19 protein-coding genes are annotated in these 23,701 nt (G+C 71.5%); 11 read left to right on the top strand and 8 right to left on the bottom strand.

The annotated features are described in order from the left end of the window. Positions 1 to 43: 43 nt before the first annotated feature. From PYR72_RS09665 to PYR72_RS09690, 6 genes are all read right to left on the bottom strand, one after another. Positions 44 to 1,468 (bottom strand): BNR repeat-containing protein, encoded by a 1,425-nt coding sequence (locus PYR72_RS09665; protein ID WP_275454919.1) that lies wholly within the window; start codon positions 1,466 to 1,468, stop codon positions 44 to 46. 57 nt (positions 1,469 to 1,525) lie between these two features. Continuing rightward, positions 1,526 to 1,846: an L-rhamnose mutarotase gene (locus PYR72_RS09670; protein WP_275454920.1), complete on the bottom strand. Its 321-nt coding sequence runs from the start codon at positions 1,844 to 1,846 to the stop codon at positions 1,526 to 1,528. Positions 1,847 to 1,895: 49 nt separating this feature from the next. Beyond that, the gene (rhaS, locus tag PYR72_RS09675; protein WP_275454921.1) at positions 1,896 to 2,978 is read right to left on the bottom strand and encodes a rhamnose ABC transporter substrate-binding protein; all 1,083 of its coding nucleotides are present in this window, start codon (positions 2,976 to 2,978) and stop codon (positions 1,896 to 1,898) included. A gap of 131 nt (positions 2,979 to 3,109) precedes the next feature. Further along, positions 3,110 to 4,111 (bottom strand): ABC transporter permease, encoded by a 1,002-nt coding sequence (locus PYR72_RS09680; RefSeq protein ID WP_275454922.1) that lies wholly within the window; start codon positions 4,109 to 4,111, stop codon positions 3,110 to 3,112. Further along, positions 4,104 to 5,144, bottom strand: a complete 1,041-nt coding sequence (locus PYR72_RS09685; protein ID WP_275454923.1) for an ABC transporter permease — start codon at positions 5,142 to 5,144, stop codon at positions 4,104 to 4,106. Before PYR72_RS09685 ends, PYR72_RS09680 begins: the two co-directional genes overlap by 8 nt. Further along, positions 5,141 to 6,658 (bottom strand): sugar ABC transporter ATP-binding protein, encoded by a 1,518-nt coding sequence (locus PYR72_RS09690; protein ID WP_275454924.1) that lies wholly within the window; start codon positions 6,656 to 6,658, stop codon positions 5,141 to 5,143. The genes PYR72_RS09685 and PYR72_RS09690 overlap by 4 nt, the downstream gene beginning before the upstream one ends. Before the next feature lie 258 nt (positions 6,659 to 6,916). Here PYR72_RS09690 and rhaI point away from each other — a divergent pair, with 258 nt between their 5' ends. From rhaI to PYR72_RS09740, 10 genes are all read left to right on the top strand, one after another. Next, positions 6,917 to 8,077 (top strand): L-rhamnose isomerase, encoded by a 1,161-nt coding sequence (gene rhaI / locus PYR72_RS09695; RefSeq protein WP_275454925.1) that lies wholly within the window; start codon positions 6,917 to 6,919, stop codon positions 8,075 to 8,077. Between the two features lie 331 nt (positions 8,078 to 8,408). After that, positions 8,409 to 10,448 (top strand): bifunctional aldolase/short-chain dehydrogenase, encoded by a 2,040-nt coding sequence (locus PYR72_RS09700; RefSeq protein ID WP_275454926.1) that lies wholly within the window; start codon positions 8,409 to 8,411, stop codon positions 10,446 to 10,448. Then, positions 10,445 to 11,923: a rhamnulokinase family protein gene (locus PYR72_RS09705; RefSeq protein WP_275454927.1), complete on the top strand. Its 1,479-nt coding sequence runs from the start codon at positions 10,445 to 10,447 to the stop codon at positions 11,921 to 11,923. The genes PYR72_RS09700 and PYR72_RS09705 overlap by 4 nt, the downstream gene beginning before the upstream one ends. Positions 11,924 to 12,021: 98 nt before the next feature. Next, positions 12,022 to 12,777: a (Fe-S)-binding protein gene (locus PYR72_RS09710; protein ID WP_275454928.1), complete on the top strand. Its 756-nt coding sequence runs from the start codon at positions 12,022 to 12,024 to the stop codon at positions 12,775 to 12,777. Then, complete coding sequence (locus tag PYR72_RS09715; protein ID WP_275454929.1) at positions 12,774 to 14,261, top strand: LutB/LldF family L-lactate oxidation iron-sulfur protein; 1,488 nt, start codon at positions 12,774 to 12,776, stop codon at positions 14,259 to 14,261. Before PYR72_RS09710 ends, PYR72_RS09715 begins: the two co-directional genes overlap by 4 nt. Further along, a complete protein-coding gene (locus tag PYR72_RS09720; protein ID WP_275454930.1) occupies positions 14,258 to 14,923 on the top strand; it encodes a lactate utilization protein C in 666 nt (221 codons plus the stop codon). Before PYR72_RS09715 ends, PYR72_RS09720 begins: the two co-directional genes overlap by 4 nt. Before the next feature lie 112 nt (positions 14,924 to 15,035). Then, a complete protein-coding gene (locus PYR72_RS09725) occupies positions 15,036 to 15,830 on the top strand; it encodes an SAM-dependent methyltransferase (protein ID WP_275454931.1) in 795 nt (264 codons plus the stop codon). A gap of 177 nt (positions 15,831 to 16,007) precedes the next feature. Continuing rightward, positions 16,008 to 16,451, top strand: a complete 444-nt coding sequence (locus tag PYR72_RS09730; protein WP_275454932.1) for a Fur family transcriptional regulator — start codon at positions 16,008 to 16,010, stop codon at positions 16,449 to 16,451. Between the two features lie 24 nt (positions 16,452 to 16,475). After that, positions 16,476 to 18,689 carry a catalase/peroxidase HPI gene (gene katG / locus PYR72_RS09735; protein WP_275454933.1) on the top strand — a complete coding sequence of 738 codons (2,214 nt, stop codon included), beginning with the start codon at positions 16,476 to 16,478 and terminating at the stop codon, positions 18,687 to 18,689. A 155-nt stretch (positions 18,690 to 18,844) separates the two neighbouring features. Beyond that, positions 18,845 to 21,187 (top strand): molybdopterin-dependent oxidoreductase, encoded by a 2,343-nt coding sequence (locus PYR72_RS09740; RefSeq protein ID WP_275454934.1) that lies wholly within the window; start codon positions 18,845 to 18,847, stop codon positions 21,185 to 21,187. Here the strand turns inward: PYR72_RS09740 and PYR72_RS09745 are convergent. Both PYR72_RS09745 and PYR72_RS09750 read right to left on the bottom strand, forming a co-directional pair. Next, a complete protein-coding gene (locus PYR72_RS09745; protein ID WP_275454935.1) occupies positions 21,174 to 21,950 on the bottom strand; it encodes an SDR family oxidoreductase in 777 nt (258 codons plus the stop codon). The genes PYR72_RS09740 and PYR72_RS09745 overlap by 14 nt on opposite strands. Before the next feature lie 68 nt (positions 21,951 to 22,018). Then, positions 22,019 to 22,786, bottom strand: a complete 768-nt coding sequence (locus PYR72_RS09750) for an IclR family transcriptional regulator (RefSeq protein ID WP_275454936.1) — start codon at positions 22,784 to 22,786, stop codon at positions 22,019 to 22,021. A gap of 124 nt (positions 22,787 to 22,910) precedes the next feature. On the opposite strand from PYR72_RS09750, the gene PYR72_RS09755 reads away from it, so the two are divergent. After that, positions 22,911 to 23,684, top strand: coding sequence for an SDR family oxidoreductase (locus PYR72_RS09755; RefSeq protein WP_275454937.1), 774 nt, complete (start codon positions 22,911 to 22,913; stop codon positions 23,682 to 23,684). Positions 23,685 to 23,701: the final 17 nt, after the last annotated feature.

A 23,701-nucleotide genomic window follows, 5' to 3' on the forward strand; every position in this document is an offset into this window, starting at 1 on the left:
GGAACGGCCCGGCGGAACACGGGAATGTCGCCCTTGTACGGGGTCAGGCGGGCAGGGCGAAGTCGACGACGCGGAGCGCCGACGGGGTCGTCCCGCTCGACTTCACCTGGTACATCACGGACAGCACATTGTCCTGGGCGATCCGGCTCTCGTCGAACACGACCTCGCCGAAGGCGTTGAGGCCGGAGCCGTCGTACAGGATCGTCCAGTCGGTGTGGCCGGAGGCCGCCGAGGCACCGGCGATCCGGCCGAAGGGGAACAGCGCGTAGGCGTTGTTGTACTTGTCCATCACCAGCTTGGTGCGCTGGCTGGAGTTCAGGGGCACCGGTATCTCGGTCTTCGTCCAGGGACCGGAGGCGCTCTTGCGGACGAGGAAGGCCCGGCCGCCTGCCGTGCGGTCGGCGACGTAGTTCGTCGTGCACTGGCCGAAGCGGCCGGGGACGTAGCTGATGATGGCGTGCGGCCGGCCCGCGGAGTCGGTCCACTGGCTCTCCTGGTTCATCAGGGAGTGGTCCGGGTTGAGCGCGTCGACGACGAGTCCCGCGTCGGTGACGGCGACCTTGTCGGAGCCGCCGGTGGTGCCGACGACGGTGCCCGCGTTGTTGCGCCAGGTGCGGCCGCGGTCGTCGGAGTAGACGTAGCCGGTGTCGTGGTTGGTGATGCCGCCGCCGTTGCACATCACGGCGCCGTTCTGCTCGCGCCAGGTGAACAGGGCGTGCAGGCGCCCGTTGCGGTCGTAGTCGATGCCGTGCAGGTACATGTTGCGGGCCGTGGAGGAGCCGTGCTCGCTGGTGTACGTGCCGGTGGAGGACGTCCACTCGCCGAGGTTCGTCCAGGAGGTGCCGTTGTACTCGGCGAGGGCGTTGCGGCCGTTGCCGGAGATGCCCGCGCGGTAGCTCAGCTGGAGTTTGCCGTCGGGCATGGAGACGAACTGCGGGTAGGTGAACTGCGAGGTGAGCGCCAGCCCGTCGAGGGTGGACTGCGGGGCGCCGAAGCGGCTCGTGGTCCAGCTCAGTCCGGCCGGGTCGTCCAGGAGGCCGGCGACGGACTTGACGTAGGTGAAGCCGTCGCTGTGGGAGTCCATGTTGAGGTGGAGACGGCCGTCGACCTTGGAGACGCCCATGGAGATGACGTTGTGGGAGTCGTTGTAGCGCAGGGTGTGGCCGACCTTGACGGTGGACCAGGTGGAGGAGCCGAGGACGCGGCGGCCGACGACGGCGTTGCGGTCGGCGGTGTACCAGACGGCGTACTGGTGGCTCTTGTAGGTGAGCAGGGCGTTCTTCTGGAACGCGTTGTTGTTGACCAGGCCGTCGTAGGAGACGAAGTAGATCGCCTGGCCGTCGAGGAGGGTGTTGCCGGTCTGGCGGACGGACGGGCCGGGGTCGGCGGCGCGGGCGGTCGCGGCGCCGAGGGCGGGGGTCACCACGGCACCGGCGAGGGCGGCGCCGAGCAGCGTGCGTCTCTTCATCTCGGGGGACTCCGTTGTCGAGCGAAATGGGGAGGGGGAGGTGCTGTGGTGTGGGGGTCAGGCGAGGTGGAACACCTCGGTGAGGGGCTTCATGGCCTCGTCGGGCCGGGCGCCGTCGAGGGACTCGAAGAACGGCGCCATCTCCTGCTGCCAGCGGGCGTTGACCTCGGCGGCCTCCATGCCGGCGAGGGCCGCCGGGAAGTCCTCGGTCTCCAGGTAGCCGACGAGGAGGCCGTCGTCGCGCAGGAAGAGGGAGTAGTTGTGCCAGCCGGTGGCCGAGAGAGCCTGGAGCATCTCCGGCCACACGGCGGCGTGCCGCTCGCGGTACTCGTCGATCCGGTCCTGGCGGACCTTGAGGAGGAAGCAGACGCGCTGCATGAGAACCGCTCCTGGGGTGAGGGGGGTGGCTGGGACCGGGGCCCCGGGATCAGAAGTTGAACTTGTCGATGTTGTCCTTGGTGAAGACGGTCGGCTTGCCGAGGCTGATCACGCCGTCCTTGCCGATGGTGTACTCGCCCATGTCACCGGCGGTGAAGGTCTCGCCCTCCTTGCCGGTGATCTGGCCGGAGACCAGCGCCACCGCGGTACGGGCGGCCAGCTCGCCGAGCTTCGCCGGGTCCCACAGCTCGAAGCCCTCGACCGTGCCGTCCTTGACGTACTTGCGCATGTCGTTGGGGGTGCCGAGGCCGGTCAGCTTGACCTTGCCCTTGTACTTGGAGCCCGACAGGTACTGGGCGGCGGCCTTGATGCCGACCGTGGTCGGGGAGATGATCCCCTTCAGGTTCGGATACTCCTGCAGCAGGCCCTGGGTCTGCTGGAAGGACTTCTGGGCGTCGTCGTCGCCGTAGGCGACCTTGACGAGCTTGACGTCCTTGTACTTGGGGTCCTTGAGCTCGTCCTTCATGAAGTCGATCCAGGTGTTCTGGTTCGTCGCCGTCTGCGCGGCGGACAGGATCGCGATCTCGCCCTTGTAGCCGATCTGCTCGGCGAGGAGCTGGACCTCGGTGCGGCCCAGGTCCTCCGCGCTGGCCTGCGAGACGAAGGCGTTGCGGCACTCCGGCTTGGTGTCGGAGTCGTAGGTGACGACCTTGATGTCGTTGCTCATGGCCTGCTTGAGCGCGGTGCACAGCGCGCCCGGGTCCTGCGCGGAGACGGCCATGGCGTCGACCTGCTGCTGGGTGAGCGTGTTGACGTAGTTCACCTGGCCGGAGGTGTCCGTGGCGCTGGAGGGGCCGACCTCCTTGTAGCTGGAGCCCAGCTCCTTCAGGGCCGCCTCGCCGCCCTTGTCGGCGGAGGTGAAGTACGGGTTGTTGACCTGCTTCGGCAGGAAGCCGACGGTCAGACCCTTCTTCAGCGCGGCGTTCGGGTCGGCCTTGCCGGTGGCCGCCGCGGAGGCGGAGTCGTCCTTGACGTCGCTCTTGGTGGTGCCACCGCAGGCGGTGACGGCGAGCGCGAAGGAGGTGACGGCGGCGAGAGCCGCACAGGAGCGACGAAGGGTTGCTCTGCGCATGGCGAGGGTTCCTTTTCGAGGAGGAGTGGTGTCGTGCCCCGGAGAGGGACACGGGGTGGTACGGGTGTGCGGCGTCCGCCGCGGGGGCGCTGGCCGGCCCGGACGGCCGGCGGCTGGTGGGTGACCGGTCGTCAACCGGTCTTCGCGACGGGATCGGGCCCGGATGGTCGCCCGGCCCGGGCGAGGGCGATCTGCTTCGCCACCCGGGGGCCGAGCACGGACAGGACGAGCAGGACGCCCGTGACGACGATCTGCGACTGCGCCGAGACGTCCTGCAGGCTCATCACGTTCTGCAGGGTGCCGAGCAGGAACACACCGGCGATCGCGCCGCCGAGCGTTCCCTTGCCGCCGTCGAAGTCGATGCCGCCGAGCAGCACGGCCGCGATGACGGAGAGTTCGAGTCCGGTGGCGTTGTCGTAGCGGGCGCTGGCGTAGTGCAGCGCCCAGAAGATGCCGGTGAGGGAGGCCATGAGGCCGGTCACCGTGAAGAGGATCAGCTTCTGGCGCTTGACGCGGATGCCGGTGAAACGCGCGGCCTCCTCACTGGCGCCGATCGCGAACAGGGAGCGCCCGAACGGGGTGGCGTGCAGGGCGATCACGGCGATGACGAGCAGCACCAGGAAGGGGATGAACGCCTGGGGGACGAAGCTGTCGCCGATCCGGCCGGCGGCGAAGTCCAGGTACTGCGTGGGGAAGTCGGTGACCGCGTCGGAGCCGAGCACGATCTGCGCGATGCCCCGGTAGGCGGCGAGCGTACCGATGGTGACGGCGAGGGAGGAGAGGCCGAGCCGGGTCACCAGCAGGCCGTTGATCAGTCCGCAGACGACGCCGAGGAGCAGGCAGATCGGGATGATCGCCTCGATGGTCAGGCCCTGGTTCCACAGGGCGCCCATCACCGCGCCGGACAGTCCGGCGGTGGAGGCGACCGACAGGTCGATCTCGCCGGAGACCACCAGGAGGGTCATCGGGAGGGCGACCAGCGCGATCGGCAGGGTGTTGCCGATGAGGAAGGACAGGTTGAGCGCGTTGCCGAAGCCGTCGACGGTGGAGAAGGACAGCAGGAGCACGACGATCAGGGTGGCGCCGACTACGGTGTCCCAGCGGATCGCGCGCGAGAGGGATGACTCAGCCATGGCGGGCGTTCCTCTTCTTCAGGGCGGCAGCCACCCGCAGCGCGACCACACGGTCCACCGCGATGGCGAGGATGAGCAGGACGCCGTTGATGGCCAGGACCCACACCGAGCTGACGCCGAGGGCGGGGAGCACGCTGTTGATGGAGGTCAGCAGCAGGGCGCCGAGGGCGGCGCCGTAGACGCTGCCGGAGCCGCCGGTGAAGACGACGCCGCCGACCACGACCGCGCTGACGACGGTGAGTTCGTAGCCGTTGCCGGTGCTGGAGTCGACGTTGCCGAAGCGGGCCAGGTAGAGCGCTCCGGCGAGGCCGGCGAGGGCGCCGCAGAAGGTGTACGCGACGAGGATCCGCTTGCGCACCGGGATGCCGGCGAGGCGGGCGGCCTCCGGGTTGGAGCCGAGGGCGTACAGCTCGCGGCCGCTGCCGAAGTGCTTCATGTAGTACGCCGTCGCCACCAGGACGGCCACCGCGATCAGGGCCAGGTAGGGGATCGCGGAGATGCCGCCCGAGCCGAAGTCGACGAATCCGTCCGGGAGACCGGAGGCGACGATCTGGCGGGAGCCGACCCAGATGGAGTCGATGCCCCGGATGATGTAGAGCGTGCCGAGGGTGACGACGAGGGCGGGCACCTGGCCGAGGCTGACGAGCAGGCCGTTCAGCAGACCGAAGCCGATGCCCATCAGGACCGCCAGCGCGACGGCCACGACCGCGTTCCCGCCGCTCTGGAGGTAGCTGCCGGCGGCGAAGGCGCTGATGCCGAGGGTGGAGCCGACCGACAGGTCGACGTTGCGGGTGATGACGACCAGCGACTGGCCGACGGCGACCAGCACCAGGATGGTCGCGTTGAGCAGGAGGTCCTTGATGCCCTGCTCGGTCAGGAACTCGCTGTTGCCCAGCTGGGTGACGACGATCATCACCAGGAAGACGACGAGGATGGCGAGTTCGCGCATCTTGAAGACGCGGTCCACCAGCCGGGTGCCGCTGGACCGGGGCACCTCGGCGACGGGGGTTTTCTCGGGGGTGGTCACCGTCATGCGGCGGCCCTCCCGGTGGCTGCGGCCATCACGGTTTCCTCGGTGGCTTCGGAGCGAGGGATCTCGGCGGTGAGCCGGCCCTCGTGCATCACGAGCACGCGGTCGGCCATGCCGAGGATCTCGGGCAGGTCGGAGGAGATCATCAGCACGGCCACGCCGTCGGCGGCGAGCTGGCTGAGCAGGCGGTGCACCTCGGCCTTCGTACCGACGTCGATGCCGCGGGTGGGCTCGTCGACGATCAGCACCTTCGGCCCGGTGGCGAGCCACTTGGCGAGGACGACCTTCTGCTGGTTGCCGCCGGACAGCGTGTTGACGGTGTCGGCGATCCGGGCGTACTTCACCTGGAGCTTGACGGCCCAGTCGAGGGCGCGGCTGCGTTCGGCGCCGCGGTCGACGAGCCCGGCCTTCACGGCCGTACGCAGTCCGGTGAGGCCGATGTTGCGCTCGATGGACATGTCCATCACCAGGCCCTGGGCGCGGCGGTCCTCGGGGACGAGGGCGAGTCCGGCGGCCATCGCGGTGGAGGGGGCGCCGTTGGTGAGCGCCTTGCCGGCGAGGTCGACCTCGCCGGCGTCCCAGCGGTCGATGCCGAAGACGGCCCGCGCGACCTCGGTGCGGCCGGCGCCGACGAGGCCGGCCAGTCCGACGATCTCGCCGCGGCGGACCTCGAAGGAGACGTCGGTGAAGACGCCCTCGCGGGTCAGCCGCCGCACGCTCAGCGCGACCTCGCCCGGCGCGACCTCCTGCTTGGGGTACAGCTCCTCCAGGTCGCGGCCGACCATGCGGCGGACCAGGTCGTCCTCGGTCATGCCCTCGATCGGTTCGCTGGAGATCCAGGCGCCGTCGCGCAGGGTGGTGACCCGTTGGCAGATCTGGAAGATCTCCTCCAGGCGGTGCGAGATGAACAGGACGGCCGATCCCTGCTCGCGCAGGGTGCGGACGACTCCGAAGAGGCGGGCCACCTCGCTGCCGGTGAGGGCGGCCGTGGGCTCGTCCATGATCAGGACGCGGGCGTCGAAGGACAGCGCCTTGGCGATCTCCACGATCTGCTGGTCGGCGATGGACAGGCCGCGTGCCGGGCGGTCGGGGTCGAGTTCGACACCGAGCCGCTGCATCAGGGCGAGGGTCGCCGCGTGGGTGGCCTTGTGGTCGATGCGGCCGAGGGCGCGCCGCGGCTGGCGGCCCATGAAGATGTTCTCGGCGATCGAAAGGTCGGGGAAGAGCGTGGGCTCCTGGTAGATCACGGCGATGCCCGCGTCCCGGGCGTCGGCCGGGCCGTGGAAGACCGTGGGCTCGCCGTCGAGGAGCACCTGACCGGAGTCCGGTCGGTGCACCCCGGCGAGGCTCTTGATCAGGGTCGACTTGCCCGCGCCGTTCTCCCCGGCGAGTGCGTGCACCTCGCCCGGGAACAGTTCGAGGGACACGTCCCGCAGGGCGCGTACGGCGCCGAAGGACTTGGAAACGCCCTTGAGCGCGAGAACGGGGGCCGGACCCGTGTCGGACCGGTGGGTCATGGAGGCTCCTCGACGACGGCAGGTGGCTGGCGGAGAAGCTGCCCCACTCCGTCGTGAAAGGTTTCAACTAGGTTGCCGGGACGTTAGGCACCCCACGCATGTCACGTCAATGGGTTCCGGTCGAAATTCTTTCGATAGAAGGGGTCACAACAGGGTCACGGAGAACGGTGTGGGGCCCAGGGGTTGACAGTCCGGCGAGCCGCTCATAGTTTCCGGTACTGAATCGTTTCAGACATCGAAGCCGGTAGGAGCCCTGACGTGACCGAGCTCGCCGCGGTGAAGGCCGCCCTCAAGACCCAGGCCGTCGAGACGCCGTCGTGGGCGTACGGAAACTCCGGAACGCGCTTCAAGGTGTTCGCCCAAAAGGGTGTTCCGCGCGATCCCTGGGAGAAGCTGGACGACGCCGGGAAGGTCCACGAGTTCACCGGCGTGGCCCCGACGGTTGCGCTGCACATCCCCTGGGACAAGGTCGAGGACTATGCGGCGCTCGCCAAGCACGCCGAGGAGCGTGGCGTGCGGCTGGGCGCGATCAACTCCAACACCTTCCAGGACGACGACTACAAGCTGGGCAGCGTCTGCCACCCGGACGCGGCGGTGCGCCGCAAGGCCGTCGGCCATCTGCTGGAGTGCGTCGACATCATGGACGCGACCGGGTCCCGGGACCTGAAGCTGTGGTTCGCGGACGGGACGAACTATCCCGGCCAGGACGACATCCGCGCACGTCAGGACCGGCTGGCCGAGGCCCTCGCCGAGGTGTACGGGCGGCTCGGCGACGACCAGCGGATGCTGCTGGAGTACAAGTTCTTCGAGCCGGCCTTCTACACGACGGACGTGCCGGACTGGGGCACCGCCTACGCCCACTGTCTGAAGCTCGGGCCCAAGGCGCAGGTCGTGGTCGACACCGGGCACCACGCGCCGGGGACCAACATCGAGTTCATCGTGGCGACGCTGCTGCGCGAGGGGAAGCTCGGCGCGTTCGACTTCAACTCCCGCTTCTACGCGGACGACGACCTGATGGTCGGCTCCGCGGACCCGTTCCAGCTGTTCCGGATCATGTACGAGGTCGTGCGCGGCGGCGGCTTCACCCCCGAGGTCGCGTTCATGCTCGACCAGTGCCACAACATCGAGGCGAAGATCCCGGCGATCATCCGCTCGGTGATGAACGTGCAGGAGGCCACCGCCAAGGCGCTGCTGGTCGACGGGGACGCGCTGGGCGCCGCCCAGCGGGCCGGGGACGTGCTGGAGGCCAACGCGGTCGTGATGGACGCGTACAACACGGATGTGCGGCCGCTGCTGCGCGAGGTGCGCGAGGAGATGGGGCTGGACCCCGAACCGCTGCAGGCGTACCGCCGGTCCGGGTGGGCGTCGAAGATCGTCGAGGAGCGGGTGGGCGGGGAGCAGGCGGGGTGGGGGGCGTGACCGCTGCGGTGGGCTGACGCCGAGTGCCGCGTTTCGTCTGCCGCGTTTCGTCTGCCGCGTTTCGTCTGCCGAGTTCCGTCGGATGCGGGCTGCGGGCCGGTTCGTGGCTGGTCGCGCAGTTCCCCGCGCCCCTAAGAGCATCAGGCCCTGCGGGCCTGAAAAGCATGGGGCGCAGCCCCGGCTTTTCAGGGGCGCGGGGAACTGCGCGAGAAGCCCCACCCACCCGCACCCGGCGACGCACCCCCGACCCCCGAGCTGAACCCCGCACCCCGCACCCCACACCCCGCACCGCCCACCCCGTCCCCCGTCTCACCGTAAGGATTGATCACGCATGGCGACCCATCCCGAAGCCGCAGCCCTGCTCGCCCGGTCCCGTCGGCTCGGTGCCGATCCCCGGAACACCAACTACGCCGGCGGCAACACCTCCGCCAAGGGGACCGACACCGACCCCGTCACCGGGGGCGAGGTGGAGCTGATGTGGGTGAAGGGGTCCGGCGGCGACCTCGGCACGCTCACCGAGGCGGGCCTGGCCGTGCTGCGGCTGGACCGGATGCGGGCCCTGGTCGACGTGTACCCGGGGGTGGAGCGCGAGGACGAGATGGTCGCCGCGTTCGACTACTGCCTGCACGGCAAGGGCGGCGCCGCACCGTCCATCGACACCGCCATGCACGGCCTGGTGGACGCCGCCCACGTCGACCATCTGCACCCCGACTCCGGGATCGCGCTCGCCTGCGCCGCCGACGGGGAGAAGCTGACCGCCGAGTGCTTCGGGGACACCGTGGTGTGGGTGCCGTGGCGCCGGCCCGGGTTCCAGCTGGGCCTCGACATCGCGGCCATCAAGGAGGCCAACCCGCAGGCCGTCGGCTGCGTCCTCGGCGGGCACGGCATCACCGCGTGGGGCGACTCCGCCGAGGAGTGCGAGAAGAACTCGCTGCACATCATCCGGACCGCCGAACGGTTCCTGGAGGAGAAGGGCAAGGCCGAGCCGTTCGGACCCGTCCTGGAGGGCTGCACCGCGCTCGCCGAGGCGGAGCGCCGGGAGCGCGCCGCCGCCCTGGCGCCGCACATCCGGGCCCTCGCCTCGAAGGACAGGCCGCAGGTCGGCCACTTCACCGACACGGACGTCGTCCTGGACTTCCTGGCGCGCGCCGAGCACCCGCGCCTCGCCGCCCTCGGCACCTCGTGCCCGGACCACTTCCTGCGGACCAAGGTCCGCCCGCTGGTCCTGGACCTCCCGCCGGCCGCCGGCCTCGACGCGGCGATCGCCCGGCTGAAGGAGCTGCACGCCGAGTACCGCGAGGAGTACGCCGCCTACTACCGGCGGCATGCGGAGCCCGACTCCCCCGCGATGCGCGGCGCCGACCCGGCGATCGTGCTGGTCCCGGGCGTGGGCATGTTCAGCTTCGGCAAGGACAAGCAGACCGCGCGGGTGGCCGGCGAGTTCTACGTCAACGCGATCAACGTGATGCGCGGCGCCGAGGCGGTGTCGACGTACGCGCCGATCGAGGAGTCGGAGAAGTTCCGCATCGAGTACTGGGCGCTGGAGGAGGCCAAGCTCCAGCGGATGCCGAAGCCGAAGGCCCTGGCGACCCGCATCGCGCTGGTCACCGGCGCGGGCAGCGGGATCGGCAAGGCCATCGCGCACCGGCTGGTCGCCGAGGGCGCCTGTGTCGTCGTCGCCGATCTCGACGCCGGGAACGCCGCCGCCGTAGCCGAGGAGCTGGGCGGGGCGGACAAGGCCGTCGCGGTGACCGTCGACGTGACGGACGAGACGCAGATCGCCGAGGCGTTCAAGACCGCCGCGCTGGCCTACGGCGGGGTCGATCTCGTCGTCAACAACGCCGGTATCTCGATCTCCAAGCCGCTGCTGGAGACGTCGGCGAAGGACTGGGACCTCCAGCACGACATCATGGCGCGCGGGTCGTTCCTGGTGTCGCGGGAGGCGGCCCGGGTGATGATCGCGCAGGGGCTGGGCGGTGACATCGTCTACATCGCCTCCAAGAACGCCGTCTTCGCCGGTCCCAACAACATCGCGTACTCCGCCACCAAGGCCGACCAGGCCCACCAGGTGCGGCTGCTGGCCGCCGAGCTGGGCGAGCACGGCATCCGCGTCAACGGGGTCAACCCCGACGGTGTGGTGCGCGGTTCCGGGATCTTCGCGGCCGGCTGGGGCGCCCAGCGGGCGGCCACCTACGGGATCGAGGAGGAGAAGCTGGGCGAGTTCTACGCGCAGCGGACCATCCTCAAGCGCGAGGTGCTCCCCGAGCACGTGGCGAACGCGGTGTTCGCGCTGACGGGCGGGGAGCTGACGCACACCACCGGTCTGCACGTCCCGGTCGACGCCGGCGTGGCCGCCGCCTTCCTCCGATGAGCGCGCACGGCACGGGCGCAGGCCCGGCGGGCGGGTCCGTGAAGGCGTACGCGGCGGTCGACCTCGGCGCGTCCAGCGGGCGGGTCATGGTCGGCCGCGCGGGCCGGGACTCGCTGGAGCTGGTCGAGGCGCACCGCTTCCCGAACCGGCCGGTGCGCACGCCCGAGGGCCTGCGCTGGGACGTTCTCTCGCTGTACGCGGGAGTCCTGGACGGGCTGCGGGCGGCCGGGCAGGTCGACTCCGTCGGCATCGACAGCTGGGCCGTCGACTACGGGCTGCTGGACGCGGACGGCGCGCTGCTGGGCAACCCGGTGCACTACCGGGACGCCCGGACCGAGGGGGTCGCGGAGAAGGTGTGGGCCACCGTGCCCGCCGCCGAGCTGTATGCGGCGACCGGGCTGCAGTACGCCCCCTTCAACACGCTGTACCAGCTGGTGGCCGCCCGGTCGTCGGCCCAGTTCGCGCAGGCCGAGCGGTTGCTGCTCATCCCCGATCTGCTGGCGTACTGGCTGACGGGCGAGCAGGGCACCGAGCTGACCAACGCCTCGACGACGCAGCTGATCGACCCCCGGACCGGTGACTGGTCCCGGGAGGTCGCGGACCGGCTCGACATCGACCTCGGCCTGTTCGCGCCGCTGCGGCGGCCCGGCGACCCGGCGGGTCCGCTGCGCCCCGAGGTGCTGGAGGCGACGGGGCTCACCGGCCCCGTCCCGGTGACGACGGTCGGGTCGCACGACACCGCCTCGGCGGTGGCGGCCGTGCCGGCGACCGGGGAGCGGTTCGCGTACATCTGCACCGGCACCTGGTCGCTGGCCGGTCTGGAGCTGGAGGCCCCGGTGCTGACGGAGGCGAGCCGGGCGGCCAACTTCACCAACGAGCTGGGGCTCGACGGCACGGTCCGTTACCTGCGGAACATCATGGGGCTGTGGCTGCTCCAGGAGTGCGTACGGGAGTGGGGCGACCCCGACCTCGGCGAACTGCTGCGGGGGGCCGCGACCGTGCCGGCGCTGCGGTCGGTGGTGGACGCCGGAGACTCGGCGTTCCTCGCGCCGGGCGGGATGTCCGGGCGGATCGCCGAGGCGTGCCGGGCCTCGGGGCAGCCCGTCCCGGGGACGCCTGCCGAGATCACCCGCTGCATCCTCGACTCCCTCGCCCTGGCCCACCGGCGGGCCGTGGCCGATGCCCAGGCGCTGGCCGACCACCCGGTGGACGTCGTCCACGTCGTCGGCGGCGGCACCCGCAACGCGCTGCTGTGCCAGCTCACCGCCGACGCCTGCGGACTGCCGGTGGTGGCGGGACCGGCGGAGGCGGCGGCCCTGGGCAACGTCCTGGTGCAGGCCCGCACCCACGGCCTGGTGGGCGACCGGGCCTCGATGCGGCGACTCCTCGCCCGCACCCAGCCGTTGGTGCGGTACACACCGCAGGGCGACCCGGCGGCCTGGCGCGCGGCGGAGGCCCGGCTCACCGCACGGTGAGCGGGGCTCCCGCCGATCGGTACGGGGGCGCCTCTCGCCCTCCGCGCAGTCGCGTCGTACCCTGCACTCATCCGATGACCGACCCTTGAGGAGCCGCGATGCGTGTCGCTCTGTTCCTGACCTGTGTCAACGACACGCTCTATCCGGATACCGGCCGCGCCGTGGTGAAACTGCTGACCAGGCTGGGGGTTGACGTCGACTTCCCGGAGGGTCAGACCTGCTGCGGGCAGGCGCACTACAACACCGGATACCGTCACGAGGCGGAGCCGCTGGCTCGGAAGTTCTCCGATGTATTCCGTGACTACGAGGCGATCGTGACGCCGTCCGGTTCCTGCGGGGCGATGGTGCGGGAGCTGTATCCGCGGATGGGTGAGCGGGCGCGGGCGGAGGGGCGGGGGGACACCCTGGCGCGGACGCTGGCGCCGGTCGTGCCGAAGACGTACGAGCTGACCGAGTTCCTGGTGGACGTGCTGGGTGTGACGGACGTCGGCGCGTACTACCCGCACAAGGTGACGTACCACCCGACCTGTCACGGGCTGCGGAGCCTCGGGCTGGGCGAACGGCCGCGGAAGCTGCTCGCGGCCGTGAAGGGGCTGGAGTTGGTGGAGCTTCCGGGGGCCGACGAGTGCTGTGGCTTCGGCGGGACCTTCGCCGTGAAGAACTCCGATGTCTCGGCGGCCATGGGCGCGGACAAGGTGCGCAACGCCGAGTCGACGGGCGCCGAGGTGCTGTGCGCGGCCGACAACTCGTGCCTGATGCACCTCGGCGGCACGATGACCCGGCTGCGCACGGCCGTCCGGCCCGTGCACATCGCGGAGATCCTGGCGAGCACGGAAGAGGAGCCCCTCGCATGAGCGGGACGTATCTCGGTATGCCGGCCTTCCCGAAGGCCGCGCACGAAGCCGTCCACGACACGACGCTGCGCGGCAATCTGCGCCACGCCACGCACACCATCCGCGCCAAGCGCGCCGCCGCGGTCGCGGAGGTCTCCGACTGGGCCGCGCTGCGCGAGGCCGGAAAGCAGATCAAGGACCATACGCTCCGTCATCTCGACCGCTATCTGGTGCAGTTGGAGGAGTCGGTCACGGCGGCGGGCGGCACGGTCCACTGGGCCGCCGACGCGGACGAGGCCAACCGGATCGTCACGTATCTCGTGAAGGCGACCGGTCAGAGCGAGGTCGTCAAGGTCAAGTCGATGGCCACCCAGGAGATCGGGCTGAACGAGGCGCTGGAGGCCGAGGGCATCCGCGCCTACGAGACCGATCTCGCCGAACTCATCGTACAGCTGGGCAAGGACCGGCCCTCGCACATTCTCGTCCCCGCGATCCACCGCAACCGGGGCGAGATCCGGGACATCTTCGCGCGCGAGATGGCCGCGTGGGGCCGCCCGGCCCCCGAGGGCCTCACCGACACGCCCGCCGAGCTGGCGGAGGCCGCGCGGCTGCATCTGCGGGAGAAGTTCCTGCGCGCCAAGGTCGGCATCTCCGGCGCCAACTTCATGGTCGCCGAGACCGGCACGATGGTGGTCGTGGAGTCGGAGGGCAACGGCCGGATGTGCCTCACCCTTCCCGAGACCCTGATCTCGGTCGTCGGCATCGAGAAGATCGTCCCCACCTGGCGGGACCTGGAGGTGTTCCTGCAGACCCTCCCCCGCTCCTCGACGGCCGAGCGGATGAACCCGTACACCTCCACCTGGACGGGCACGTCGGACGCCGGGACGGCCGACGGGCCGCAGACCTTCCATCTGGTCCTCGTCGACAACGGCCGCACGGACACGCTCGCCGACGAGGTCGGCCGCCAGGCCCTGCGCTGCATCCGCTGCTCGGCCTGTCTCAACGTCTGCCCGGTGTACGAGCGGGCCGGCGGGCACGCGTACGGCTCGGTCTACCCGGGCCCGATCGGCGCCATCCTCAGCCCGCAGCTGCGGGGCACGCGCAGCGAGGTCGACGCCTCCCTGCCGTACGCCTCCTCGCTGTGCGGCGCCTGCTACGAGGTGTGCCCGGTCGCCATCGACATCCCGGAGGTGCTGGTGCATCTGCGGGAGCGGGTCGCGCAGGGCGGCATCGTGACGGAACGGGGCACGAAGGTCGTGCTCAAGCCCGCCAAGGGGCACGCCGCCGAGCGGGCGGCGATGCGCGCGGCCCGCTGGGCGTTCGGCCACCCCGGGGCGCTGCGCGCCGGGCAGCGGATCGCCTCGCGCACCCGCCGGTTCCATCCCCGGACACTGCCGGGCCCCGGCAGGGCGTGGAGCGGCAGTCGCGACCTCCCGGCGCTGCCCGCCGAGCCGTTCCGGGACTGGTGGCAGCGGACGAACGGCGGAAAGGACACGGGCAAGTGAGCAGCAGGGACCTGATCCTGGGCCGGGTGCGGCGTGCCCTCGCCGACGTGCCCCGGGACGACACCCCGTACGAGCGGGCCGTCCGGCGGGACTACCTCCACGAGCACGGGGGGCTGGGCCCCGCGGAGGCGGTGGAACTGCTGGCGGAGAACCTGGCGGACTACCGGGCGCTCGTGCACCGCACGGACGCGGACGGGCTCGCGGAGATGATCGCCGGGCTGCTGCGCGCGCACGGCTCGACGACGGTGCTGGTGCCGTCGGGGCTGCGCGAGGACTGGCTGTCGGCGACCGGTCTGACGCGGGTGCCGGACCAAGGCGAGAGCACCGCGCACGAGTTGGACCGGGTCGACAGTGTCGTCACGGCCTGCGCCCTCGCGATCGCCGAGACCGGCACGATCGTGCTGGACGGCTCCCCCGACCAGGGCCGCCGCCGGATCACACTCGTGCCGGACCACCACGTCTGCGTCGTCCGGGTACCGGATCAGGTCGTGTCGTCGGTGCCGCAGGCACTCGGACTCCTCGACCCGTCCCGCCCGCTGACCTGGATCTCCGGCCCGTCCGCGACCAGCGACATCGAGCTGGACCGGGTGGAGGGCGTGCACGGTCCGCGCACCCTGGAGGTCGTGCTGGTGACCGGGGGCGGCGACCGGGGCCCGGAGTGAGGTAGGCCGGATCTCGACGGTGGGCGGTCGTTCCGGGGGCTGTCCACCGGTCACGTACGTGGTGATCTTGCTAGGTTGGCGGCGGCCGAAGGCGCCAACACGGGGAGCATCCATGCCACTTGACCGTCCGGTGATCAACAGCGGGGTGCCGCACTCGGCCCGGATCTGGAACTACTGGCTCGGCGGCAAGGACTGCTACGAGATCGACCGGCAGGTCGGTGACGAGATCCGCGCGATGAACCCGCAGATCGTCGACATCGCCCGCGCCCAGCGGGCCTTCCTGCGCCGAGCGGTCACCCGGCTGACCGAGGAGGCCGGTTTACGCCAGTTCCTCGACATCGGCACCGGGCTGCCCACCGCGGACAACACCCACGAGGTCGCCCAGCGGGCGGCCCCGGACGCGCGGATCGTCTACGTCGACCACGACCCGACGGTCCTCGCCCACGCCCACGCCCTGCTCACCGGCACCCCCGAGGGCGCGACCGCCTTCGTCGGCGCCGACCTGCGCGACCCGGACGCCATTCTGCGCCGCGCCGCCGACACCCTGGACCTCACCCGTCCGGTGGGCCTGGTGCTGCTCGGGATCACGGCGCACCTGCCCGACGAGAGCGCCTACGGCATCGTCGCCCGGCTGCTGGACGCCCTGGCCCCGGGCAGCCATCTGGTGCTCGCCGACAGCACGGAGGTGTACCGGCCGGAGGCGATGCGCGCGATGGTCGCGCACTGGAACAGGACGAGCGACAACCCGCGCGTCAACCGCTCCCCCGCTCAGCTCGCCCGCTTCTTCGACGGCCTGGAGCCGCTGGCGCCCGGCCTGGTCTCCGTGGCCCGTTGGCGGGCCGAGCCGGGCGGCGCCGACGAGCCGCCGGAGGTCGACTGTTTCGGCGGCGTCGCCCGCAAGCCCTGACGGCCGGGGCACGCCGATGACGACATGACGGCCACGGCCCGGCCCCGGACCCGGTCCGCTCGTACCGCACCCGGGTGGCGTTCGCGGTGGTCACCGACGGTGGCCGGAACGGCACGCCCAAACTTGGGTGGTTCGTTTTCTTGAACTGTTCGTGTTTAGCGGGGTAGGTTGGTCGCCATGACCGCATCCCAGCCTCCGAACACCGCCGAGGAGCTGCGCGGTGCCGGCCTGCGGGTGACGGCCGCGCGCGTGGCGCTGCTGGAGACCGTCCGGGACGGCGACCACCTCGGAGTCGAAGCGATCGCCTCGGGGGTGCGCGATCGCGTCGGCCACATATCGCTCCAGGCCGTGTACGAGGCCCTCGGCGCCCTGGCGGGCGCGGGGCTCGTGCGCCGCCTCGAACCACCCGGCAGCCCCGCCCTGTACGAGGGCCGTGTCGGGGACAACCACCACCACCTCGTGTGCCGCAGGTGCGGTGTCGTGGTCGACGTCGACTGCGCGGTCGGGCACGCCCCGTGTCTGACCGCCTCCGACGACCGCGGCTTCGCGATCGACGAGGCCGAGGTCATCTACTGGGGCCTGTGTCCCCCCTGTTCCGCAGCCAGTAGTTCAGCACCGTGATCCACCAGTTCCGGAAGGACTCCCATGACTGAGAACCACGACGCGATCGTCACGGACGCGAAGCCCGAGGAGACGGGCGGCTGCCCGGTCGCCCACGGGCGTGCCGCGCACCCGACCCAGGGCGGCGGGAACCGTCAGTGGTGGCCGGAGCGGCTCAACCTGAAGATCCTCGCCAAGGACCCGGTCGTGGCGAACCCCCTCGGCGGGGAGTTCGACTACGCCGAGGCGTTCAACAACCTCGACCTGGCGGCCGTGAAGCAGGACATCGCCGAGGTGCTGACCACCTCGCAGGACTGGTGGCCGGCCGACTTCGGCAACTACGGCCCGCTGATGATCCGTATGGCCTGGCACAGCGCCGGCACCTACCGCATCCACGACGGCCGCGGCGGTGGCGGCCGCGGCCAGCAGCGCTTCGCGCCGCTGAACAGCTGGCCGGACAACGGCAACCTGGACAAGGCCCGCCGTCTGCTGTGGCCGGTGAAGAAGAAGTACGGCCAGTCCATCTCCTGGGCCGACCTCATGATCCTCACCGGTAACGTCGCGCTGGAGCAGATGGGCTTCGAGACCTTCGGCTTCGCCGGCGGCCGCGCCGACGTGTGGGAGGCCGACGAGGACGTGTACTGGGGCCCCGAGACCACCTGGCTGGACGACCAGCGCTACAGCGGCGACCGCGAGCTGGAGAACCCGCTCGGCGCCGTCCAGATGGGTCTGATCTACGTCAACCCGGAGGGCCCCAACGGCAACCCGGACCCGATCGCCGCGGCCCGCGACATCCGTGAGACGTTCCGCCGCATGGCGATGAACGACGAGGAGACCGTCGCCCTCATCGCCGGTGGTCACACCTTCGGCAAGACGCACGGCGCCGGCCCCGCGGACGCCGTGGGCGACGACCCCGAGGCCGCCACCATGGAGCAGCAGGGCCTCGGCTGGAAGTCCACCCACGGCACGGGCAAGGGCGGCGACGCCATCACCTCCGGCCTGGAGGTCACCTGGACCACCAAGCCGACCCAGTGGAGCAGCGACTTCTTCGACATCCTCTTCGGCTACGAGTGGGAGCTCACCCAGAGCCCCGCCGGCGCCAACCAGTGGGTGGCCAAGGACGCGCAGGCGATCATCCCCGACGCCCACAGCGACGGCAAGAAGCTGCCCACGATGCTCACCACCGACCTCTCGCTGCGCTTCGACCCGATCTACGGCGAGATCTCCAAGCGCTTCCACGAGAACCACGACCAGTTCGCGGACGCCTTCGCCCGCGCCTGGTTCAAGCTGACCCACCGTGACATGGGCCCGAAGTCGCTGTACCTCGGCCCGGAGGTCCCGGCGGAGACCCTGATCTGGCAGGACCCGCTGCCGGCGGCCGAGGGCGAGGTCATCGACGCGGCCGACGTCGCGGCGCTCAAGGCCAAGCTGCTCGCCTCGGGTCTGACCGTCTCGCAGCTGGTGTCCACCGCGTGGGCGTCGGCCTCCACCTTCCGCTCCAGCGACAAGCGCGGCGGCGCCAACGGCGCCCGTATCCGCCTGGAGCCCCAGCGCAGCTGGGAGGTCAACAACCCCGACGACCTGCGTCACGTCCTGAGCGTCCTGGAGGGCGTCCGGGCGGAGTTCAACGCCGGCGCCAAGAAGGTCTCCCTGGCCGACCTGATCGTCCTCGGCGGAGCCGCCGCGGTCGAGAAGGCCGCCAAGGACGCCGGTGTCGAGGTGGAGGTGCCCTTCACCCCGGGCCGCGTGGACGCGACCGAGGAGCACACGGACGCCGAGTCGTTCGCGGCGCTGGAGCCGGCGGCCGACGGCTTCCGCAACTACCAGGGCAAGGGCAACCGCCTCCCCGCCGAGTACCTGCTGCTCGACCGGGCCAACCTGCTCTCGCTGAGCGCGCCCGAGCTGACGGTCCTCGTCGGCGGTCTGCGGGTCCTGGGCGCCAACCACGCCCAGTCCGCGCACGGTGTCTTCACCGGCACCCCGGGCGTGCTCACCAACGACTTCTTCGTCAACCTGCTCGACCTGGGCACGACCTGGAAGTCCACCTCCGCCGACCAGACCCTGTTCGAGGGCCGTGACGCGGACACCGGCGAGGTCAAGTGGACCGGCACCCGTGCCGACCTCGTGTTCGGCTCCAACTCCGAGCTGCGCGCTCTCGCCGAGGTCTACGCGAGCGACGACGCCAAGGAGAAGTTCGTGAAGGACTTCGTCGCGGCGTGGGCCAAGGTCTCCGACCTGGACCGCTTCGACCTGGTCTGATCCTCCCGCTGACGGCGTCCGGGCCGGCCCCTCGTCGGGGGCCGGCCCGGACGTTTTCCGTCCGCGTCGGCCGCCGTTACCCGAGGCCGCGTGCGGGTACCCGTCGGCACCCTGCGGAGCGAACGGTTCCGGGTGGCTGTCGGCGGGAGGCGGGCATGGAGTCGGAGGACCGGATCAGGCGGCCCTGGGGCGACCGGACACCGTACGGCCGGGGCGAGCCCTGGCCGACGCAGGTGGACGCGTACCTCGCCGAGGGCGTACGGCCGGACACGGTGGACAGCTGGGTGCAGTCGGCCTCGCTGCTGCACTCCGACGGCGACGCCATGGACATCGCCGTCGTCGACGGGCGGATGGCCGGGGTGCGCGGCAGGGCCGTGGACCGGGTCAACCGGGGCCGTCTGGAGCCCAAGGACCTCTTCGGCCGGCAGGCGAACGCCTCCCCGGACCGGCTCACCCGGCCGCTGGTCCGCGAGGGCGGAGAGCTGGTCGCGACGGACTGGGCGACCGCGATGGACCGGGTCACCGCCCGTTCACGGCGACTGCTCGACGAGCGGGGCCCCGGCTCCCTCGGCTTCTACACCAGCGGGCAGCTGTTCCTGGAGGAGTACTACACCCTGGCCGTACTGGTCCGGGCCGGGATCGGCACCAGGCACCTCGACGGCAACACCCGGCTGTGCACGTCCACGGCCGCCGAGGCGCTGAAGGAGTCCTTCGGCTGCGACGGCCAGCCCGGCACCTACGACGACATCGACCACGCCGACACCATCGCGCTGTTCGGCCACAACCTCGCCGAGACCCAGCCCGTGCAGTGGATGCGGATCCTGGACCGGCTGGCCGGCACCGACCCGCCCCGCCTGGTCTGTGTCGACCCCCGGCGCACCGAGGTCGCCCGCCGGTCGGCGGTGCATCTCGCGCCCCGTCTCGGCACCAACGTGGCCCTGCTGAACGCGCTGCTGCACGAGATCATCCGGCGCGGTGACATCGACCGTGACTTCATCGAGGCCCGCACGGTCGGCTTCGAGGAGCTGGCCGAACGGGTCGCGAGCCGCACCCCTGCGTGGGCGGCGGACATCTGCGACGTCCCCGCCGCGCGGATCGCCGAGGCCGCCGAGGTGCTGGGGAGCGCCGACCGGCTGCTGTCGACGGTGCTGCAGGGCGTGTACCAGTCGCACCAGGCGACGGCGGCGGCCGTGCAGATCGACAACCTGCACCTGATCCGCGGGATGCTGGGCCGCCCCGGTGCCGGGGTGCTGCAGATGAACGGGCAGCCCACCGCGCAGAACACCCGGGAGTGCGGGGCCGACGGCGATCTGCCCGGCTTCCGCAACTGGCAGAACGAGGCGCACGTCGCCGAGCTCGCGAGGATCTGGAACGTCGAGCCGGACGCCGTCCCGCACGACGGGCCGCCCACCCACGCCATGGAGATCTTCCGCCTGGCCGAGGAGGGCTCGATCCGGATGCTCTGGATCAGCGGCACCAACCCGGCCGTCTCCCTGCCGGAGCTGGAGCGGATCCGCGCGATCCTGTCCCGGGAAGAGCTGTTCGTCGTCGTGCAGGACCTGTTCCTCACGGAGACCGCGCGGCTGGCCGACGTGGTCCTGCCCGCCGCGACCTGGGGCGAGAAGACGGGCACGTTCACCAACGCCGACCGGACCGTGCACCTGTCCGACAAGGCCGTGGACCCGCCCGGCGAGGCCCGCTCCGACCTGGACATCTTCCTCGACTACGCGGCCCGGATGGACTTCCGCGACAAGGACGGCGGGCCGCTGGTCGGCTGGCACGACCCCGCGTCGGCGTTCGCGGCGTGGCAGCGGTGCAGCGCGGGCCGCCCGTGCGACTACACCGGTCTGTCCTACGAGCGGCTGCGCGGCCGCAGCGGTGTCCAGTGGCCCTACGACGACCGGGACCCGGACGCCACCCGGCGGCTCTACACCGACGGCTTCGACTGGGCGCACCCCGACCGGTGCGAGGACTACGGCAAGGACCTGGTGACCGGCGAGCCCGCCGACGAGGCGGCCTACCGCGCCCTCAACCCCGAGGGCAGGGCCATGATCAAGTCGGCCCCCTACCTCGCCCCGCCGGAGGAGCCGGACGCGCAGTACCCGTTCCAGCTCACCACCGGCCGGACCCTCTTCCACTTCCACACCCGCACCAAGACGGGCCGGGCCCCGCAGCTCGACGCGGCGGCGCCCGAGGTGTGGGTGGAGATGTCGGCGGCCGACGCCGAGCGGATCGGCTGCGGCGAGGGCGGGACGGTCGAGGTCCGCACCCGCAGGGGCGCCCTGCGGGGACGGCTGCGGCTGACGGACGTACGGCCCGGGGTGCTGTTCGTGCCCTTCCACTACGGCTACTGGGACACGCCCTCCGGGGTGGGGCCCGACGAGAGCACACCGCCCCGCGCGGCGAACGAGACCACCTTGACCGCCTGGGACCCCGCCTCCAAACAGCCCCTGTTCAAGCTGGCCGCCGCGGCCGTCACCCCGGTCACGGACCGCTGAGCCGGGGCGGGGCGGTCACGGTGGGAGCGATGACCAGCTCCTCGACGACCGTGCGCTCCGGGAGCGTGGCGCACAGCAGGACGGCCCGTGCCACGTCCTCCGGGCGCACCATGGCGGCCCGCCGCTCCCGGCTCGGCGGCACGGCCCGGCCGTCGTGGGCGGGGGTGTCGACCTCACCGGGCAGGACGCAGGTCGCCCGGACGTGTGCGTCCCGGTAGGCGGCGCGCAGATAGGCCATGAAGTTGCGCACGCCCGCCTTGGCGGCGCCGTAGGGGGCACCGCCGAGCGGGGTGGGACGCAGCGCGGCGAGCGAGGAGATCGTGATGATCGTGCCGCCGCCGCGCTCCAGCATGCCGGGGAGGACGGCCCGGGTGAGCAGGTACACCCCGGTGAGGTTGACGCCCAGGACGGCGTTCCACTCGTCCTCGCCGAGCCCGCGGACGTCGCCGGTGGGGCCGGCGCCTCCCGCGTTGTTGACGAGGATGTCCACGGGGCCGGCCGTCTCCCGGGCCCACGCGGCCAGCTCCCGCACCTCGTCCGCGTTCTCCACGTGCGCGCGGCGGGCGAAGGCCGTGCCCCCGGCGTCCGTGACGGCGGCGGCGACCTCGTCGAGGACGTGTGGGCGCCGTCCGACGAGGACCACCCTCGCGCCCGCCCCGGCGAGCATCAGGGCCGTCTCCCGGCCGATTCCGGTGCCCGCGCCGGTGACCAGCGCGGTCCTGCCGTCGAGCGGTTGCGCGCGTGTCGCGTCCGGGTCGCCCATGCCGTCAGCCTCTCCGCCGTGAACTCGCCGCCGATGCAGGGCAGTTCACCGCGAACGGGGAGGGCGGGTCAACGGGACGGCAGCCGGACTCCCAGTTCGTCCGCCGCCGACCGCAGCAGCGGGACCAGGGCGACGAGATCGTCCATGCTGCGGCGGAAGGCGGGCGCGGCGGTGGAGAGCGCGGCGAAGACGGTGCCGTCGGGGCGCAGGATCGGGACGGCCACGGCCCGCAGTCCAGGGTGGTGTTCCTCGTCGGCCGTGGCGTAGCCGAGTTCGGCGGCACGGGCCACCTGCGCGCGCAGCACGTCGCGGTCGGTGACGCTGTTCGGTCCGTGCGGGGTCAGCTCGACGCGGTCCAGGAGGTCGGCGCGTACGGCGTCGGGGGCGAAGGCCATGAGGACCTTGCCCATCGAGGTGCAGTGCAGCGGACCGTGGCGGCCCGGCTCGCTGCGGACGCCGACGGGGAGGGGGCCGTCCACGTAGTGCACGTACAGGTGCCGGGTGCCGTCGAGGACGGACATGAGGGTGGCTTCCTCGGTCCGGCTCGTCACGCGCCGCATCACGGGCAGGGCGGTGCCGGCGAATCCGTAGACCTGTCCGGCCTGCTGACCGAGCTGGAACAGTCTCAGGCCCGGCTTGTAGCGCTTTCCGTCGGCCTCGAACTCCACCAGGCCCTCGCGGCAGAGCGAGTTGACGAGCCGGTGGGCGGTGCTGACGGCGACGCCGCTGGCGCGGGCCAGCGCGGACAGGGTGATGCCGTGCGGGTGCTCGCCGACCAGGACGAGCAGTCTGATCGCCCGCCCGACGACGTCCGTGGGTACCTCGCTGCCGTTCACGGCGGCAAGTTACCACTGAGTGGAAAGACCTCCCACGGTTGACAGCGGTCGCCCCGGACCTCGACGATGTTTTTCCGTTGAGCAGATAGAGTTTCCACTCAGTGGAAAAACAGGGAGACCGTGTATGACGAGCCACCCCCTCTTCGACGTCACCGGAAAGGTCGCCCTGGTCACCGGGTCGAGCCGAGGCATCGGCCGGGCGCTGGCCACCGGCCTGCTGGAGGCCGGCTGCACGGTCGTCCTCAACGGGCGGGACCCGGGCGCCCTGGAGACCACCCGCGCCGAACTCGCCGGCACCTTCGGTGAGGCGGTCCGCGCGGAGGCATTCGACGTCACCGACTCCGCCGCGGTCGCCGCCGCCGTCCCCCGGATCGAGGACCGGGCGGGCCCGATCGGCATCCTGGTCAACAACACCGGCGTCCAGCGCCGCGCCCCCTTCCTCGACTTCACCGACGAGGACTGGCACACCCTGCTCGACACCAACCTCACGAGCGCCTTCCTCGTGGGCCGCGAGGTCGCCCGCCGCATGGTCCCCCGCGGCCACGGCAAGATCGTCAACATCTGCTCGCTGCAGAGCGAGGCGGTCCGCCCCGGGATCGCGCCCTACTCCGCGACCAAGGGCGGCCTGAAGATGCTCACCAAGGGCATGTGCGCCGACCTCGGGCCGCACGGCATCCAGGTCAACGGCATCGGCCCCGGCTACTTCGACACCGAACTCACCTCCGCGCTGGTCGCGGACGAGGAGTTCGGCGCCTGGGTGCGGGGGCGCACCCCCGCCGGCCGCTGGGGCCAGGTGGAGGACCTGGTCGGCGCCCTGCTCTTCCTCGCCTCCCCCGCCTCCGACTTCGTCAACGGGCAGACGCTGTACGTCGACGGCGGCATGCTGTCCGTCCTGTGACCCGGTCGACCTCTCAA

This window comes from Streptomyces sp. VNUA24 (assembly GCF_029167005.1).
Lineage (GTDB): Bacteria > Actinomycetota > Actinomycetes > Streptomycetales > Streptomycetaceae > Streptomyces > Streptomyces scabiei.